The following is a 15234-nucleotide window of genomic DNA, read 5'->3' as shown; positions in this document are numbered from 1 at the left end:
CGACAGCCGGAGCGCACGCCCGCAGAGGAGCCCAGATGCGCCGCCTACTCCCCCGCCTGCGCCGCCGACGCTGGCTTGTCGTCGGCATCGCCGCCCTGATCGCCACCATCGCGCTACTGACCGGCTGCCTCGCTGTCCGCACCCCCACGCCGGTCGGCCACTTCACCTCGGCCGCCGCCGCAGACCGCTTTCTCGCCGCGTACGACCGGGCCATGGCGGACCTGCCGAGCGCCGACCGGACCTTGGACGTACGGACCAGCTACGGCGTGGTACGGCTCTACCACTTCGCCGGCGCCGAGCCGGACGCCGATCCGCTGCTGCTGTTGCCGGGTCGAGCCGCGGCCTCGCCGGTCTGGGCCGACAACCTGCCCGCACTGCTGCGACTGCGCAGCGTCTACACCATCGACCTGCTCGGCGAGCCGGGGATGAGCATCCAGCAGCGGCCGATCGAGACCCCCACCGACCACGCCCAGTGGCTGCACGAGGTGCTGATCGAGTTGCCGGAGCCGGCCATCCACCTGGTCGGGCTCTCGATCGGCGGTTGGACCGCGATGAACCTGGCGGTGCACCGACCGGAGAAGGTCGCCAGTGTCACCCTGCTCGACCCGGTCCTGGTCTTCGCCGACCTGTCCTGGCAGGCGATCCTCCGGTCGATCCCGGCCAGTGTCCGCTGGTTTCCCAGGTCCTGGCGGGACGACTTCGCCAGCTGGACCGCCAACGGCGCCCCGGTCGAGGACGTACCGGTGGCCCGGATGATCGAGGCCGGCATGCAGACGTACGCACTGAAGCTCTCCGCACCGCACCGGGTCACGCCTGAGGATCTGTCCGGGGTAGGGACACCGACGCTGGCGCTGCTCGCCGGCGAGTCCCGGATGCACGACACGGCCGAAGCGGCCGAGGTCGCCGAGCGGGCAGTACCCGAGGCGACGGTGATCGTCTACCCGGACGCCTCGCACGCAATCAACGGCGAGTACCCGGACCGGATCGCCGCCGACATTGCAACCTTCCTCGCAGCGTCCGGCCCTTAGCCGCCCAGGCTCGGCCCTGGAGCCACCCGCACGAAGGATTCGCGCTCACCACCAGCAAAAACGTTGATCAGATAAGTAGTGAATTCGGAAGCATTCTCACGATAGCCGCCAAGCAGCGGACGACTCTGGAAAGACACCGAAACGACCGGCTTGGATAGCCCAGTCGGAGGAGTCAGCGCTGGTCACGACATGATCATTTCTGCTGCCGTACCGCACATCAACTCAGATCGTTTCATCTGGCGTGTCAGGTAGGTTACGACGGGTAGCGCAGATGGGTGGATGCATCTAAGATGAGCCATGCCCAACCAGACGATGATCAACTCTGGGAGGTCACAATGACTGCCGCCAACCTTCCCGGGCCAACTGTCACCGAACTCAATGCCTCCGAGTGGAAGCAAGCAGTCCAGGAGGCATTGGATAAACTGCATATCACATACCAGCAACTCGCCGAGATGGCGAGGGCACGGCAGTTCGATTCACTGGAAGCACAAAAGCTGTGGATCTCCATTGGCGAATTCGACAAATAAGGCGCTCATCGAGCAGTCCCGACAGTTTGCCGAGAACCTGCGGATACTTCTCAACAACACAGTCTGCGACTCAGCGACGATCGCAGCCAGGATCGCACCCGATCAACACCATGCGATCGTCGGCACCCAACTAACCGGCATCACCGCCCAACCGGTCAGGATGAGGTCGGCCGCAGCGTCCCCCATCTGGCTCGACGTTATGTGCCGACTCAATCTCGACGAGGACGAGGGCACGTTTCTGACCGGTAAACATTCACCTCTTGTGAGGGCGCGGGGTCAGCCCTGGAGGATGTGGGCGGTCTGCGGCATCCAGGGGTTCCCTGTGACGGCGTCGCGGAGTGCGGTCATGGCGTTGACGCCGTGTTTGACCGCAGTGGATAGGTAGCTGCGGATGGTCAGCCGGTCGCGGGTGGCTTTCTCGCTGGTGAGCCGGCCGGAGATCTTCTGCTGGGTCTTGTTCGGCCGTAGGTCACGCTCGGCGAGGTTGTTCGTCGGCGGAATGGTGGTGTCGTAGCAGAACCGCAGGACGTCGTCGTGGCGGTGGTGGAGATCCTCGAGTAGGTTGCGGCCGGGCGGCTGCCTGTCGCGGGGGCCGCCGACGCGGGGGACGTCCTTACGGCCGACGATCACGCCGTCGCGGAACTCGCGGACCAGCGGGTCACGCACGGCGGGGTCGATCTCGGCCTGTCCGGCGGCGCGGGCGAGGTTCGCGGCGTGGATCAGGCCGCGTAGCGCCCGCTGGCACTGGACCGGCCAGACGTGGTCGGGGTAGGTCTCGGCCGCGTCTTCGAGATCGCGGAGCAGATGTGCGCGGCACAGTTGGTGCCGCACCCCGTCGGCGAAGTTGCCGGCCTGGTCGTAGACGGTGTACCGGTCGTGCACGGCGACCCCGGTGAACGCCGGCCCGATCCCGATGGTGCGGAACTGTTCGCCGCTGCGACGCTCAGCCAGCGCGTACAGGGTGTACCGGCCGGTCGACGCGGACCATACGTACCCGTTGCGGCCCGCGGCACCCGCCCGGATCGTGGTCTCGTCGAAATGGACCACCTCGGCCAGGGTGATCAACGCCTTGATCATCGTGACGATGTCGGTCACCGCCGCCGCGACGGCGGCGAGGACCTTGTGGACGAACCCGGCCGACACGCGGGTGCCGGCCAGATCGGCGATCAGCCGCACGCACCGCTCGACCGGCACGTGCTGCACGATCAGCAGGTACACGGCGAGAGCGCGCAGGTTCGCCCCGTACACCCGGGTGTTACCCACCCCCGCCTGCTTCGGCGGGGCGGCGACGTGCTTCCGGCCGCAGCCGCACCGGACCCGGTACTGCCGGTACTCCACCGTCGACGCGGTGACCAGCGGCACGTCGGTGACCTGACTGGCCGACACCACCCCCTCGTCGACAGCCCCCGCCAGGTCCGTCCCGCACTCGCACGGCCCGCACGGACGCTGGTCAACCACCCGGACGTCGGCCTCGTCCAACCAGGGCAGATACGATCCCGGCGCACCGGGCTGTTTACCTCGCCCCGGCTTCTTCCCGCCCGAGCGCCCACCGCCGGCGGGCTTGCTCCTACCCGACCGGCCAGGCAGATCATCGGTCGAGGGCGGCATCGAGGAGTTTCGGCTGTTCCGCGAGATCAACCGCTTGATCTGCTCCAACTCCGCACGTAGCCGTTCCACCTCGGCCGTCTGATCCGCCAACTGAGCGGCCTGATCACGGACCACCGCGATCAGCTCGTCCCGCGACAGCGCCTCCGGATCAACCACCCGGGCACAAGATCACGATCGGTCCGAGACGGCAACCACCCCCAGCTCGGCCCGGCGAGTCACGCTACCCAACAGCAAACCCGCCAGCAAGACGTGAATGTTTACGTTTCTGACCGTCCAGGCCTCGGTATGCAGCCTGCTGGTAGGCGACGAGAAAATCGAGTTGTTACACTACGACTACGAACGAAACAAGGCCCGTTACACGGAAGCACATATCCAGGTCAACGCACGCCACGAGGCATTCGAACGCCACCTTGCCGAGACCCGAAAAAAGGGGATAAACGGGCTGAACAAAATCCACCTCCCAGTTGGTGGACGCCGATTCCGCCCCGCCCTGGAAGACCTTCTTGAGTGTCTTATCGTCGAAGATCTCGTGGCACCGAAGAATGACTGGGAGACTACCCTCAACCAGAGCCGGGACCGGTACCGTCGCAAACAAGCAGCCGCCGTGGTCCGGCGCGATCCCACATGCGCTGTTGAGGAACTCGAACGACTTGGCTACCAGGTCAGCCCACCGGGCGACGCCAACCGTCGGACGCTGCTGGACCGGCTGGTGCGGCCACGACAGCGCGGCGATGTTCCCGATGGAGAGCGTCAGAAGCCCCGAAATTCCCGCCGCAGACGCTGAATGCGTTCCGGTAGCGTCCAGGAAGGTACGCCACACAATCGCCAGGGCGATGCCGTCTGCTACGAGATCGCGGTCGGCGTCGCGGCGGTGGTCGACATGGCCGTCGCCGCCGCCAGCACCACGGCGGCGTGACAGCCGCCGGGACATGGTCAGCGGCGGTCGAGGTCGGCGCGGGTCAGCAGCGACTGCAGCCGGATGCCCTCGGCCGGCGACCGCCGCGCCTTCGGCCAGCCAAGCGGCGCCGTACTCCTTCGCCGTCTTACGCACGATGGCACCTGGCAGTCCGATGTGGCGACCCACCGCGATGCCACCCATCTCCGGGCCGGCGAGTTCCTCGATCTCCGGCGGCACCAGCGCGGCCTTACCGACGGTAAGTGTGTAGACAATCGGGCACACTCGGGAAGTGCTGGTTGAGACGTTGTCGGTTCGCGAAACCCGTGAGCAACTACCCGGCGAGATGACTGCCGAGCGTACCCGGTCGTTTATGCAGGCAGCAGCCTCGGTAAGGGCTGAAGGGTTGACGGCGAGCGCCCACGTCGAGACTGTCATGGAGCGGTGGACTGGCGGCGAGATCAGCACTGAGCAGATGCGTAATCTCGTCCGGCGGCTCTATGGCGCGGCGTGACCGTCGATTCATACCTCGGCGTACCGGACCTCGCCGGCGACCACGGTGGCCAGGACCGTGCCGGCGAGCAGCGCGTCAGGGTCCGGGGTGAGTGGGTCGACGTCGAGCAGGGTCAGGTCCGCCGGCTCGCCGACCCGCAGCACCCCGGCGCCCCAGCCGGCCCGCCGGTTGCCGGCCACCTCGGCAGCGCCGGTGGTGAACAGCGCCAGCGCCTCAGGCGCGGTGATCGCCTGGTCCGGCCCGAGCGGCTCGTCGCGGCCCCGGACCCGACGGGTACGGGCCTGCCAGATGCCGTGCAGCACCGACATCGGCGGCCCCGGCCCGTCCGAGCCGCCACCGACCGTCACCCCGGCGTCCAACCAGGACCGAAGCGGGTTCGCGGCGGCCGCGGCCGGCTCGCCGAGTCGGTCAATCAGGTTGAGCCCGAACGCCCACTGCAGCGCCGGATGCGCCGACACCGGCACGCCGAGCCGCCGGGCGGTGGCCATCGCCGCCGGCCCAGGGCCGAGGTAGGCGTGGATCAGGTGGAAGCCCAGTCCGGCGATCGGCTTGCCGGCCGCGACCTCGGCGAAGACCGACAGGGTGAGGTCGATCGCGGCGTCGCCGACGGCATGCACGCCGACGCCCCGCCCGTGCGCCGCCGCTGCCGCGCAGTGCGCCCGCACCGTGTCGGTACGCAGGCTCTGGTTGCCGTGGTAGCCGTCGGTGCCCGGCCAGGGTGACGACAGCAGCGCGGTGCCGAGCGAGCCGCCGCCGTCGAGGAACAGCTTCGTCGGCCCGGCGCGCAGCAGACCCGGCGCGGCCCGGTCAAGATCACAACCATCGAGGGTACGGCGAAGCTGCGCGTCGTCGACGTCGTCGCCGCCCAACGGCATCGCCACGGTACGCAGCCGCAGCGCACCGGCCCGGCCGGCCGCCGCGTACGCGGCCAGTTCGGCGGCCGGCACCGCCGGGTCGACGGCGGTGGTGATGCCATGGGCGAGCAGCGCCGCCTGCCCGGCGGTGATCCAGTCGATCCTCGTCTGCTGGTCCGGCTCCGGGACCACCGCACGGACCAGGGCGACCGCCGGATGTTCGACGAGCAGCCCGGTCGGGGTGCCGTCGGCGTACCGGTCGATCCGCCCGCCGGGCGGGTCCGGGGTGCCGGCGGAGATCCCGGCCAGCCGCAGCGCGGTCAGATTGGCGATGCCGTCGTGGCCCTTACGGTCCAGCAGCACCGGCCGGCCAGGAGCGGCGGCCTCCAGCTCGGCGGCGCTAGGTAGCCGGCGTTCGGCCAGGTCACCGGGGTCGAAGCCGGCGTCGGCCTCGATCCACCGGCGGGTGGGATGCCGGCGGGCGTACCCGCTGAGCCGGTCGCAGATGTCGCGGACGCTGACCGCGTCGTCCAGCCCGACCCGGGCGGCGGCCCGGCCGGCCCAGATCAGATGGACATGGCTGTCGACGAAGCCGGGCAGCACCACCGCGCCGGGCGGGGCGAGCTCCGGCGTACCGGTGGGGACGGCGGCGCGGGCGGCGCGCAGGTCGCCGACGGCGGCTATCCGCCCGGCGCGCACGGCGACCGCTTCGGCCCGCGGGCCGGCCGGGTCCATCGTCTGTACGTCGCCGACAACGAGCAGATCACCGCCGGTCACCGGGTCACCTGCCGGAAGGCGAGGGCCTCGTGCATGGTCCGGGCCGCCCGCGCCCCGGCGTGCACCGCGTCGTGCAGCCGTCCCGGGCGCAGCGCGTCGCCGCAGCGCAGCACCGGCCGACCGGCGGCCACCTCGGCGGCGGCCTCGTACAGGTCGTGGTGAGGTTCGCGACCGACCGCCGCGACGATCAGCCCGGCCCGCAGTACCGTTCCGTCCACCTGCACCTCCTGGTCGTTGGTGACCCTGGCCCGGTGGCCGAGCACGGTCCGCGCCCCGACCGAGGCGAGCAGGTCGGTCCAGGTCGGTGGGTCGTCGGGGGGTTCGTCGTCGAGCACCTGGGTGGTGTCGCCGAGTAGCGTGACGTCGGCACCGCGCCGGGCCAGCGCGGCGGCAGTGCTGGTGCCGGTCCGGCCGGCGCCGATCACCAGCACCGGACCGTCGGCGGGCAGCGGCACCAGCCCGCGCAGCACGTCGAGGGCGGGCACCGCGCCGGACAGCGACCGCGCCACGCCGCCGGTGGCGACCAGCAGCCCGGCCCACTCTCCACCGAGGTCCGCCGGGTGCAGCGGGGCGTCGACCACCTCGACGGCGCTGGCCGCGAGCCGGTCGGTCAACCAGCGCAGGTACGGGGCGAAGCTGTCGTGCACCCCGCTGTCCACCGCGTCCCGCAGGGCACCGCCGGGCCGGCCACCGGTGTACAGCCGGACCCGGTGTCCGTGCTCGGTGAGCCGGTGTGCGGCTTCCAGACCGGCCGGACCGGCCCCGGCGACGAGCACTGGGGCGTCCGACGGCACCAGGTGAGGCGACCGGTTGGCCGGTCGCACCGGGCCGGACGACGCTGAGGCCGGCGGCAGGCTCAGCGATGGGTTGACGGTGCAGGCGACCGGCCGGCCGATCAGGGCGGCGCGGGCGTGGCAGCCGTCGTTGCCGCGTACGCAGGGGCGGATCCGCTTGGCGGCACCGGCGAGCGCCTTCTCCGCCCAGTCCGGGTCGGCGAGGAAGGCCCGGCCGAGCGCGACCAGGTCGGCGGTGCCGTCGCGCAGCAGCCCGGCCGCCTGTGCCGGTTCGGTGATCCCGCCGCAGGCGATGGTGGGCAGCCCGGCGGCCCGCAGGGTCCGGGCCGATCGCCAGGCGGCCCCGGGTGGCACGGCGGCCGGCGGCACCTGGCGTACCCGCGTGGCGTGGTTGCCGGACGACACGTGTACCGCGTCGACCTGGCCGGTGGCGGCCAGGGCCGAGACCAGCCCGGTGGTCTCGGCCAGATCCTGCCCACCAGGTTCGTGGTCGCGGTCGGACAGCCGTACGGTGAGCGCCACCTCGGCCGGCAGCGCGGCCCGGCAGCGGGCGACGACCTCCAGCAGGACACGACGTCGCCGGGCCGGATCGCCGCCGTAGTCGTCGTCGCGCCGGTTGGTGTGTGGGGAGAGGAACCCGGCGAGCAGGTAGCCGTTGGACGCCTGGATCTCTACCACCTGGAAGCCGGCCTGGGCCGCGCGGCCTGCCGCCCGGCCGAAGCCGTCGACGACCGCGGCGATCTCGTCGACGGTGATGGCGCGGGGCCGCAGCCCGAGTCGGCGTTCGATGGCGGGCCAGGGCACCGCCGACGCGGCGAGCGCCTCCCCCGGCAGGGTGCGTTGTCGTCCGGCGTGGGCGATCTGCAGCCCGGCGACGCGACCGTCGGCCCGGATCCGCTCGGCGACCGGGGCCAACGCGGCGGCGTGGTCGTCGCTGGCGATGCTGAGATGGCCGGGGAAGCCGAGGGCGGCGCCGTCATCGATCGCGGTGAACTCGACGATGGTCAACGCGCTCCCCCGGCCGACCCGCGCATAGTGGTCCCGGTGCCACGGCCGGGCGTACCCGCCCGTGTCGGCCGCACCGGTCGAGGTGGGTGCCTTGACGATCCGGGACCGCAGCGTGACCGGCCCGAGCCGGTACGGGTCGGCGAGCAGCGTGGCCGCTTCGGCGGAGTCCATCAACGGCCCCGCAGCACCCGGGCGGCGCCGTCGGCGCGGGGGTCGCTGGCCGCGTCGAGGCCGGCCGGGGTGAGCCGGGACAGTTGGACGTGCCCGGCGTCGTCGTGACGCCGCGGCAGCTGCACCACCCGCAGGCCGAGGTCGGTGGCGGCGGCCCGCAGCGCGTCGGTGGCCGGGGTGTCGGGTTCGAGTAGCAGGCTGGGCCGGTCCTGGCCGACGTCGCGGGCGCCGATCACCCAGCGGGGGCGGGCCAGCAGGTTGGCCGGGTCGGCGGTGGTCAGCGCGTCGGCGGCGACCTGGGCCAGGATCCACGGCTGGGCCCGGCCGCCCTGGCAGCCGAGCGCGACGACCCGGTCCGGGCCGGTGGCTATCGCCGGGCAGAGGGTGTGCGGTGGGCGGGCACCGGGGCGCAGCCGGCCGGGGTGGGTCGGGTCGAGGCTGAACACCGATCCCCGGTTGTGCAGCACCAGGCCGGTGCCGGGTTCGCAGATGCCGGCACCGAAGGTCTGGAAGACGCTCTGGATCAGGGTGACGGCGGTGCCGTCGTTGCCGACGGCGGTGACCGCGACGGTGTCGCCGGCCGGTTTCGGGCCGGCCGGCGGCGCCGGCCCGGTCGGTGGGTCGGTGCGAAGCAGCAGCCCGTCGAGGTCGACCGGGCCGACCCGGGGGTCACCGAGGAGGGTGTCGCGGCGCTGTTCGGCGGTCCGGGCGGTGGCCAACGCGGCGTTGGCGTTGGCGTTGGCGTTGGCGTTGGCGGCGAGCATGGCCAGCAGGGTGGCGCCCTGGCTGGGTGGCGGCGCGACGGACCAGGTCACCTGGGAGCCGGCGGCGGCGTACCGCAGTGGATCGGTCAGCTCGGCGGCGTGCCCGGCGAGGTCGGCGGTGGTCAGCGGGCTGCCCAGCGCGGCCAGTCCGGCGGCCAGCGCCTCGGCGAGTTCGCCCTGGTAGTAGTCGCGCCAGTCGGCGCCGATGGTGCCGAGGGTGCGGGCCAGCGCCGGCTGGCGCAGCACCGCTCCGGGCGGCAGCGGCGTACCGTCGCCGTCGCCGTCGAGCAGCAACGCGGCCAGGCCGGGATCGGCGCGTACCACGTCGAGCCGGCGCAGGATCGCCGCAGCCAGGCCGGGGCTGACCGGTACGCCGCCGGCGGCCAACTCGACGGCGGGTGCCAGCACCCGGGCCAGCGGCAGCCGGCCGCCGAGTCCGGCGAGCGCGGCCCAGCCGGCGACGACACCGGGCACGGTGACGGTCAGCGGTCCGCCGGGCGGCATCCGGTCGGCGGCTGCGCGCAGCGCCGCGACGTCCACGCCGCCGGCGGCGGCGCCGACCGACAACACCGCGCGTACCTCGTCGTCGGGGGTGCGGACCAGAGCGATCAGATCACCGCCGGCCGAGCACTGGTGCGGGTAGGCGACGGTGAGCGCGGCGGCGGCGGCGAGGGCGGCGTCAACGACGCCACCGCCGGCCGCTACCACGTCGGCGGCGGCGTCCAACGCGGCCGGATGTGGTGCGGCGAGCGCGATCTCGATCGACATGCGGATCAGTCTCGCCGGGTCAGTCGCGCTGGACCAGGATGGTACGGGCGAACGCCCCGTCTGCGCCGACCAGTTTCGTCGGCAGGCAGACCAGTTCGTACTCTCCCGGCGGCACGGCGTCCAGGTCGGCGTTCTCCAGGATGATCACGCCGGAGCCGAGCAGGGCGTGGTGGGCGTCCCAGGTGTCGGTGCGCCGGTGGCTCTCGATGGTCAGGTAGTCGATGCCGATCAGCGCGACCCGCTGGTCGATCAGCCAGCGGGCGGCCTCCGGGGAGAGTCCGACCCAGGATTCGGCGCGTTCGGTCTCACGCAGCGGGCCGGCCGAGTTGCTGGTCTTCAGCAGCACCCGGGTGGCACCGGCGACGCCGGCAGCGACCAGGTCAGCGACGGTCACGTCCCCGTCGACGGCGGTCAGGTCGGCGACCACGGCCGGGCCGACCAAGGTCTCCAGGGCGACCTCATCGATCGGGGTGGCACCGTCGACAAAGTGCGCCGGTGCGTCGACATGGGTGCCAGTGTGTGCGCCGAGCCGCCACCGGGTGACGTTGGAGGCGTCGCCGTTGGCCAGCGACTCGACGATCTCCACCTCAGGTTTGCGGCCCCAGTGCAGCATCTTCGGATGGATCGGCAGGGTGATGTCGTAGATCTTCACGCGGGTCCTCCGGGCGGGGCGTGGCGGGACGGTCAGGGCCGGTGAGTGGGGTCAGGCCAGGGTTCGCGCACGGCGGCGGCGACGGCCCGGGAGGTGGTGGCCACACAGCGGTCGTACTCGGCCCGGCCGTGCTCGGCGGTGGCGTCGGCGACGTCGCGACCCCACACGCCGGTGTCGCTGACCTGGTCCATTCGGTAGTCCCAGAACGAGTCGACGTCGCGGTGCGAGGTGGCCTTGTCCATCCGGACCAGGTCCGGATACAGGTGCAGCATCACCGAGGTCTCGAAGTAGTTGGCGTGCATCAGCCCGCGCCCGTGGTAGACGTGGCCATCGACCTCCGGTCCGGGGTACATGGTCACGTAGGCCAACGCCCGTACCCGTGAGTCGCGGTGGCGGACCCGTAGCTTCTCGGCGGAGACGTCGAGCGAGCCGTTGTTCCAGATATGCCCGTTGAGGAGGATGAATTGCCGTACGCCGCTGGCGTGCAGCGAGTCGATGACGTCCTCGACGACGGCGATCAGGGTCTCCGGGCGCAGCGCGATGGTGCCGGCAAAGTCGCCGTGTGAGGCGGAGACGCCGAACCCGATGGGGGGCACCACCGGCACGCCGGTGAGCGCGGAGACGTCGCGGGCGACCGCGTCGCAGATCAGCGTGTCGACAGCGAGCGGCAGGTGCGGGCCGTGCTGTTCGGTGGCACCGACCGGGATGATCACCGAGTCGACAGCGGTTGCCGTCTGCCCGGCCTCCGGCCAGGTCAGGTCGGCCCAGGCGACCGGGGTGCCGGGGCCGCCGAGCTCGGCGGCGAGCGCCGCCCGGTCAAGGTCGGTGCGGGACGGTTCAGACACGGTGTTCCTCTCTCGGTACGTGGACGGAGTCGGGCACGGCGCGGTACGTGTACGGGGCCGGGTCACCAGGCCCGGCGGGTCTTCTCCGGTAGCAGGTCGATGGCCTCCGTCGCGGTGACGGCGCCGTCGACGGTGGTGATCCAGACCCGGGCCTGCGGGCTGTAGTCGCTGATCAGCTCGCGGCACACCCCGCACGGGGCGATGACCCGGAACCGGCCGGCCGGCTTGATCTGCACCGAGACAACGCTGTCGACGGTGAGCGGCGTCCCGGCGGGCAACGCGGCGCGGGCCACGCCGAGGGCGACACCTTCGGCACAGATCGAGCTGCGCCGGCAGGACCCTTCCAGGTGCACGCCGGTGTGGATGGTGCCGTCCGGGGTGCGCAGCGCGGTGGCGACCTCGTGCCGGCCGGTGACCCAGACCTTCGCCAGCAGCCGCTGGGCGACGTCGAGCAGCTCGACCTCGCCCGGGGTCATCCCGTCCGGTGCCGGCACCGGCGCGACATCCTCGGCGGTCATGCGGCGATCCCGAGCAGCCTGGCCATGTTGCCGCCCTCGACGAGCGCCCGGTCCGCGGCCTCCGGGATCGCCTTGGCAATCTTCATCCGTTCCAGGTCGAAGTCGGAGCCGGGCCACTCGCTGCCCAGCAGGATCTGCCCCGGACCGAGCCGGGCGTACGCCCGCTTGACGTCACTGATCAGGGTGGCTGAGGTCTCCAGGTAGATGTGCGGGTTCCGTTCGGCGACGATGATCGCCTCGGGAACGTTCCAGACCGCTCCCATGTGGGCGATGATCGTCGGCACCTGCGGGTGGCCCTTGGCGATCTCCTCGATCGCCAGCGGCGCGCAGAACGCGTCGTCGAGGGCGTTGATCAGCACCATCAGGCCGTGTTCGGCGCAGGCGGCGAAGACCGGGTCGAGCAGTCCGTGGTCGGCGACGTGGTAGCCGTGCAGGCTGGGGTGCAGTTTGAGCCCTTTGAGGCCGGCGTCGGCGATCCGGGCGATCTCGTCGAGCGCGTCGTCGTCGGCCGGGCGGACCTGCCCGAAGCCGAACAGCCGGTCCGGGTGGGCCTTGGCCAGGCCGATGATGAAGTCGTTCTCGATCCGCTGGGCCAGGGAGCAGACCATAGCCATGTCGACCCCGGCGGCGTCCATCCGGTCCAGGATCCGCCGCGGGTCGAACGGCGTGTACGGCGGCGGCGCCTGCCCCGGCCGGGCGCCGGTGAGGTAGTCGGATCGGCCCCGCACGTCCTGGGTGGTGTTGTACGCGTCGATGATCACTGTGCTGTGCCTCCGGTGGTGACGGTCGACGGTGCCGGGATGTCCTGCGGCACCAGGGGAAGATGGCAGCGGACCGTGCGGCCCGGTTGGATCGATCGCAGTGCCGGCGCCTCGGTGCGGCAGCGTTCGACGGCGTACCGGCACCGGGTGTGGAACAGGCATCCGGCCGGTGGGTGGGCGGGGTCGGGCAACTCGCCGGCGAGCACGATCCGTTCCCGGTCGGACTCCCGGTCCAGGGTGGGTACGGCGGAGAGCAGTGCCTCGCTGTAGGGGTGTGCCGGCACGTCGAAGAAGGTGTCCCGGTCGGCGACCTCGATGATCTGGCCGAGGTACATGACGGCGATCCGGTCGGCGATGTGCCGCACCACGCCCAGGTCGTGCGAGATGAACAACATGGTCAGGCCGCGCTCCCGGGTCAGGTCGGCGAGCAGGTTCACCACCTGGGCCTGGATGGAGACGTCGAGGGCGGAGACCGGCTCGTCGGCGACGATGAACCGGGGTGACGGGGCGAGCGCCCGGGCGATGCCGATGCGTTGCCGCTGGCCGCCGGAGAACTCGTGCGGCCGGCGTCGGCCGGCGTCGCGGCCGAGCCCGACGAGGTCGAGCAGTTCGTCGACGGCCCGGCCGGCGTCGGCCCGGCTGACCCCCCGACCGCGCAGCAGCGGCTCGGCGACGCTGTCGGCGATCCGCCGCCGCGGGTTGAGTGAGCTGAACGGGTCCTGGAAGACCATCTGCAGGTCGGCGCGGATCTGTCGGAAGACGGTGCCGCGCAGTCCGGTGATCTCCCGGCCGAGCAGTCGGATGCTGCCGGCGGTGGGTTCGGTGATCCGCAGGATGGCCCGACCGAGGGTGGACTTGCCGCAGCCGGACTCGCCGACCAGCCCGAGGGTCTCGCCCTCGCGGACCTCCAGGTCGACGTCGCGCACGGCGCGGACCGGATCACCGCCGCGCCCCGGGTACTCCACCCGCAGTCCGGTCAGCTCGATCAGTGGCACGCTGGTCACGGTCGACCTCCGACCGCTGCCGGAGTGCGGGCGGCGTGCCGGGCCGACGCGTCGAGCAGGCAGGCGTCAACGTGGCCGGGTTCGCCGTGCCGGTGAGTCAACTCGGGCGGCGCGCTGTCGCAGTCGCCGTGGGCGAACGCGCAGCGTGGGGCGAAGCCGCAGCCGGGTGGTCGGTCGACGCCGGTGAGCGGACTGCCGGGGATCGCCGGCAGCCGGTCGGCGACCGGCCCGTCGACCCGGGGCACCGAGTCGAGCAGCCCCATCGTGTACGGGTGCTGCGGTGAGTACAGCACCTGGTCGCGGGTGCCCTGCTCGACGATGCGGCCGCCGTACATGACGGCGACCCGGTCGGCGACCTCGGCGACCACGCCGAGGTCGTGGGTGATCAGGACGATGGAGGTGCCGTGTTCGGCCTGCAGCCGGTTGAGGGTGGCCAGCACCTGGGCCTGGATGGTGACGTCCAGGGCGGTGGTGGGCTCGTCGGCGATCAGCACGGTCGGGTCGTTCGCCAGCCCGATCGCGATCATGACGCGTTGCCGCATGCCGCCGGAGAGCTGGTGCGGGTAGGCGCGGGCGTTGCGCGCCGGGTTGGCGATCCCGACGTCGGCGAGTAGCTCCTCGGCCCGCTGCCAGGCCCGCGCCCGGCTGATCCGTTGATGGGTACGGATCATCTCGGCGACCTGCGCCCCGGCCCGTTGCAACGGGTTGAGTGCGGCGAGGGCGTCCTGGAACACCACCGAGATGTCCCTGCCCCGGACCCGGCGCAGGTCGGCCTCGCTGGCGGTGGCCAGGTTCCGGCCGGCGAAGTCCACCCGGCCGCTGATGTGCGTGCCGGGTGCCCGGTTGAGTCCGACCAGGCTCATCGCCAGGGCGGACTTGCCGGAGCCGGACTCGCCGACCAGGGCGAGGATCTCACCGGGGTGCAGGTCGAGGTCGACGCCGGCGACGGCGGGCAGCCGACCGGCGGGCACGTCGAACTCGACCCGCAGCCCGCGTACGGACAGCACCGGCGCCGGCGGGCCGGCGGGGGCCGGGCCGGTCGGGGCGGAGGTCACCGGGGCGCTCCGGTGACGCTGGCGACGGCCTGCTCGACCAGGTCGGCGACGTCGCGGGGCCGGACCCGGGGGGTGAAGTGACTGCCGCCGACCTCGGAGATGGTGGCACCGGCACGGGCGGCCATGTCCCGTTGGGTGTCCGGCCGCAGTGTCCTGTCCTCGGCCGCGACCAGATACCAGGACGGCTTGTCGCGCCAGGCGGGCACCCCGGTGGGCTGCGCGAAGATGGCGTCGGCGCTGGGGCGCGAGTCGGCGTCGAAGTTGTCCCGTTCGGCTTCCGGCACGTCCCAGCCGATCTCCGCCCAGTACTCGGGGCTGTGTTCCGAGGCCCATTCGCCGTTGGGGCCACGCCGCATGTGCCGGCTGACCTCGGCCGGCGGGTAGCGGCCGATGATGTCCTGCACCGACTCGTCCTCGTCGGGGGCGAACGCGCAGACGTAGACGAGCCCGACGACCCGGATGTCGCGCCCGACGTTGGTGATCACGACGCCGCCGTAGGAGTGCCCGACCAGCAGCACCGGCCCGGCGCAGTCAGCCAGCACGGCGGTGGTGTTGGCGACGTCCTCGACGAGCGAGTTCATCGGATTGGTGACCAGGTGGACCCGGTGCCCGGCGGCGCGCAGCAACGGTGCCACGCGGGCCCAGGTGCTCGGGGTGCCGCCGGCGCCGTGCACCAGCACGATATCCATGA

15 protein-coding genes are annotated in these 15234 nt (G+C 72.0%); 3 read left to right on the top strand and 12 right to left on the bottom strand.

From position 1 onward, the window contains the following. The first annotated feature begins 35 nt into the window (after window positions 1-35). Together O7543_RS28025 and O7543_RS28020 are read left to right on the top strand one after the other, a co-directional pair. Entirely contained in the window at window positions 36-1028 is a 993-nt protein-coding gene (locus tag O7543_RS28025) for an alpha/beta hydrolase (protein WP_281551110.1), read from the top strand. 335 nt (window positions 1029-1363) lie between these two features. Beyond that, a complete protein-coding gene (locus O7543_RS28020; protein WP_278170824.1) occupies window positions 1364-1555 on the top strand; it encodes a hypothetical protein in 192 nt (63 codons plus the stop codon). 276 nt (window positions 1556-1831) lie between these two features. Here the strand turns inward: O7543_RS28020 and O7543_RS28015 are convergent, their stop codons facing one another. Both O7543_RS28015 and O7543_RS28010 read right to left on the bottom strand, forming a co-directional pair. After that, window positions 1832-3319, bottom strand: coding sequence for an IS66 family transposase (locus tag O7543_RS28015; protein ID WP_281551111.1), 1488 nt, complete (start codon window positions 3317-3319; stop codon window positions 1832-1834). Between the two features lie 166 nt (window positions 3320-3485). Beyond that, a complete protein-coding gene (locus tag O7543_RS28010; protein ID WP_281551112.1) occupies window positions 3486-4343 on the bottom strand; it encodes a hypothetical protein in 858 nt (285 codons plus the stop codon). A gap of 7 nt (window positions 4344-4350) precedes the next feature. Between O7543_RS28010 and O7543_RS28005 the strand changes: the two genes are divergently transcribed. Then, window positions 4351-4572 (top strand): antitoxin VbhA family protein, encoded by a 222-nt coding sequence (locus O7543_RS28005; RefSeq protein ID WP_281551113.1) that lies wholly within the window; start codon window positions 4351-4353, stop codon window positions 4570-4572. A gap of 8 nt (window positions 4573-4580) precedes the next feature. On the opposite strand, the gene O7543_RS28000 is transcribed toward O7543_RS28005, so the two are convergent. The 10 genes from O7543_RS28000 to O7543_RS27955 form a co-directional block, all read right to left on the bottom strand. Continuing rightward, a complete protein-coding gene (locus O7543_RS28000; RefSeq protein WP_281551114.1) occupies window positions 4581-6203 on the bottom strand; it encodes an amidohydrolase family protein in 1623 nt (540 codons plus the stop codon). After that, window positions 6200-8176, bottom strand: a complete 1977-nt coding sequence (locus tag O7543_RS27995) for an FAD-dependent oxidoreductase (protein ID WP_281551115.1) — start codon at window positions 8174-8176, stop codon at window positions 6200-6202. Before O7543_RS27995 ends, O7543_RS28000 begins: the two co-directional genes overlap by 4 nt. After that, entirely contained in the window at window positions 8176-9708 is a 1533-nt protein-coding gene (locus tag O7543_RS27990) for a gamma-glutamyltransferase (RefSeq protein WP_281551116.1), read from the bottom strand. Before O7543_RS27990 ends, O7543_RS27995 begins: the two co-directional genes overlap by 1 nt. A 19-nt stretch (window positions 9709-9727) precedes the next feature. Continuing rightward, the gene (locus O7543_RS27985) at window positions 9728-10360 is read right to left on the bottom strand and encodes a cyclase family protein (RefSeq protein ID WP_281551117.1); all 633 of its coding nucleotides are present in this window, start codon (window positions 10358-10360) and stop codon (window positions 9728-9730) included. Between the two features lie 32 nt (window positions 10361-10392). Beyond that, window positions 10393-11205, bottom strand: coding sequence for a creatininase family protein (locus O7543_RS27980; RefSeq protein WP_281551118.1), 813 nt, complete (start codon window positions 11203-11205; stop codon window positions 10393-10395). A gap of 62 nt (window positions 11206-11267) precedes the next feature. Further along, the gene (locus O7543_RS27975) at window positions 11268-11723 is read right to left on the bottom strand and encodes a hypothetical protein (protein ID WP_281551119.1); all 456 of its coding nucleotides are present in this window, start codon (window positions 11721-11723) and stop codon (window positions 11268-11270) included. Further along, window positions 11720-12484 (bottom strand): amidohydrolase family protein, encoded by a 765-nt coding sequence (locus tag O7543_RS27970; protein ID WP_281551120.1) that lies wholly within the window; start codon window positions 12482-12484, stop codon window positions 11720-11722. The genes O7543_RS27975 and O7543_RS27970 overlap by 4 nt, the downstream gene beginning before the upstream one ends. Further along, window positions 12481-13488: an ABC transporter ATP-binding protein gene (locus O7543_RS27965; protein WP_281551121.1), complete on the bottom strand. Its 1008-nt coding sequence runs from the start codon at window positions 13486-13488 to the stop codon at window positions 12481-12483. Before O7543_RS27965 ends, O7543_RS27970 begins: the two co-directional genes overlap by 4 nt. Further along, a complete protein-coding gene (locus O7543_RS27960; protein ID WP_281551122.1) occupies window positions 13485-14543 on the bottom strand; it encodes an ABC transporter ATP-binding protein in 1059 nt (352 codons plus the stop codon). The genes O7543_RS27965 and O7543_RS27960 overlap by 4 nt, the downstream gene beginning before the upstream one ends. After that, window positions 14540-15232: an alpha/beta hydrolase gene (locus tag O7543_RS27955; protein WP_281551123.1), complete on the bottom strand. Its 693-nt coding sequence runs from the start codon at window positions 15230-15232 to the stop codon at window positions 14540-14542. The genes O7543_RS27960 and O7543_RS27955 overlap by 4 nt, the downstream gene beginning before the upstream one ends. Window positions 15233-15234 lie beyond the last annotated feature (2 nt).

The sequence above is a fragment of the Solwaraspora sp. WMMA2080 genome, assembly GCF_027497395.1.
Taxonomy (GTDB): Bacteria; Actinomycetota; Actinomycetes; order Mycobacteriales; family Micromonosporaceae; genus Micromonospora_E.
This window is presented reverse-complemented; position numbering and strand designations above follow the sequence as displayed.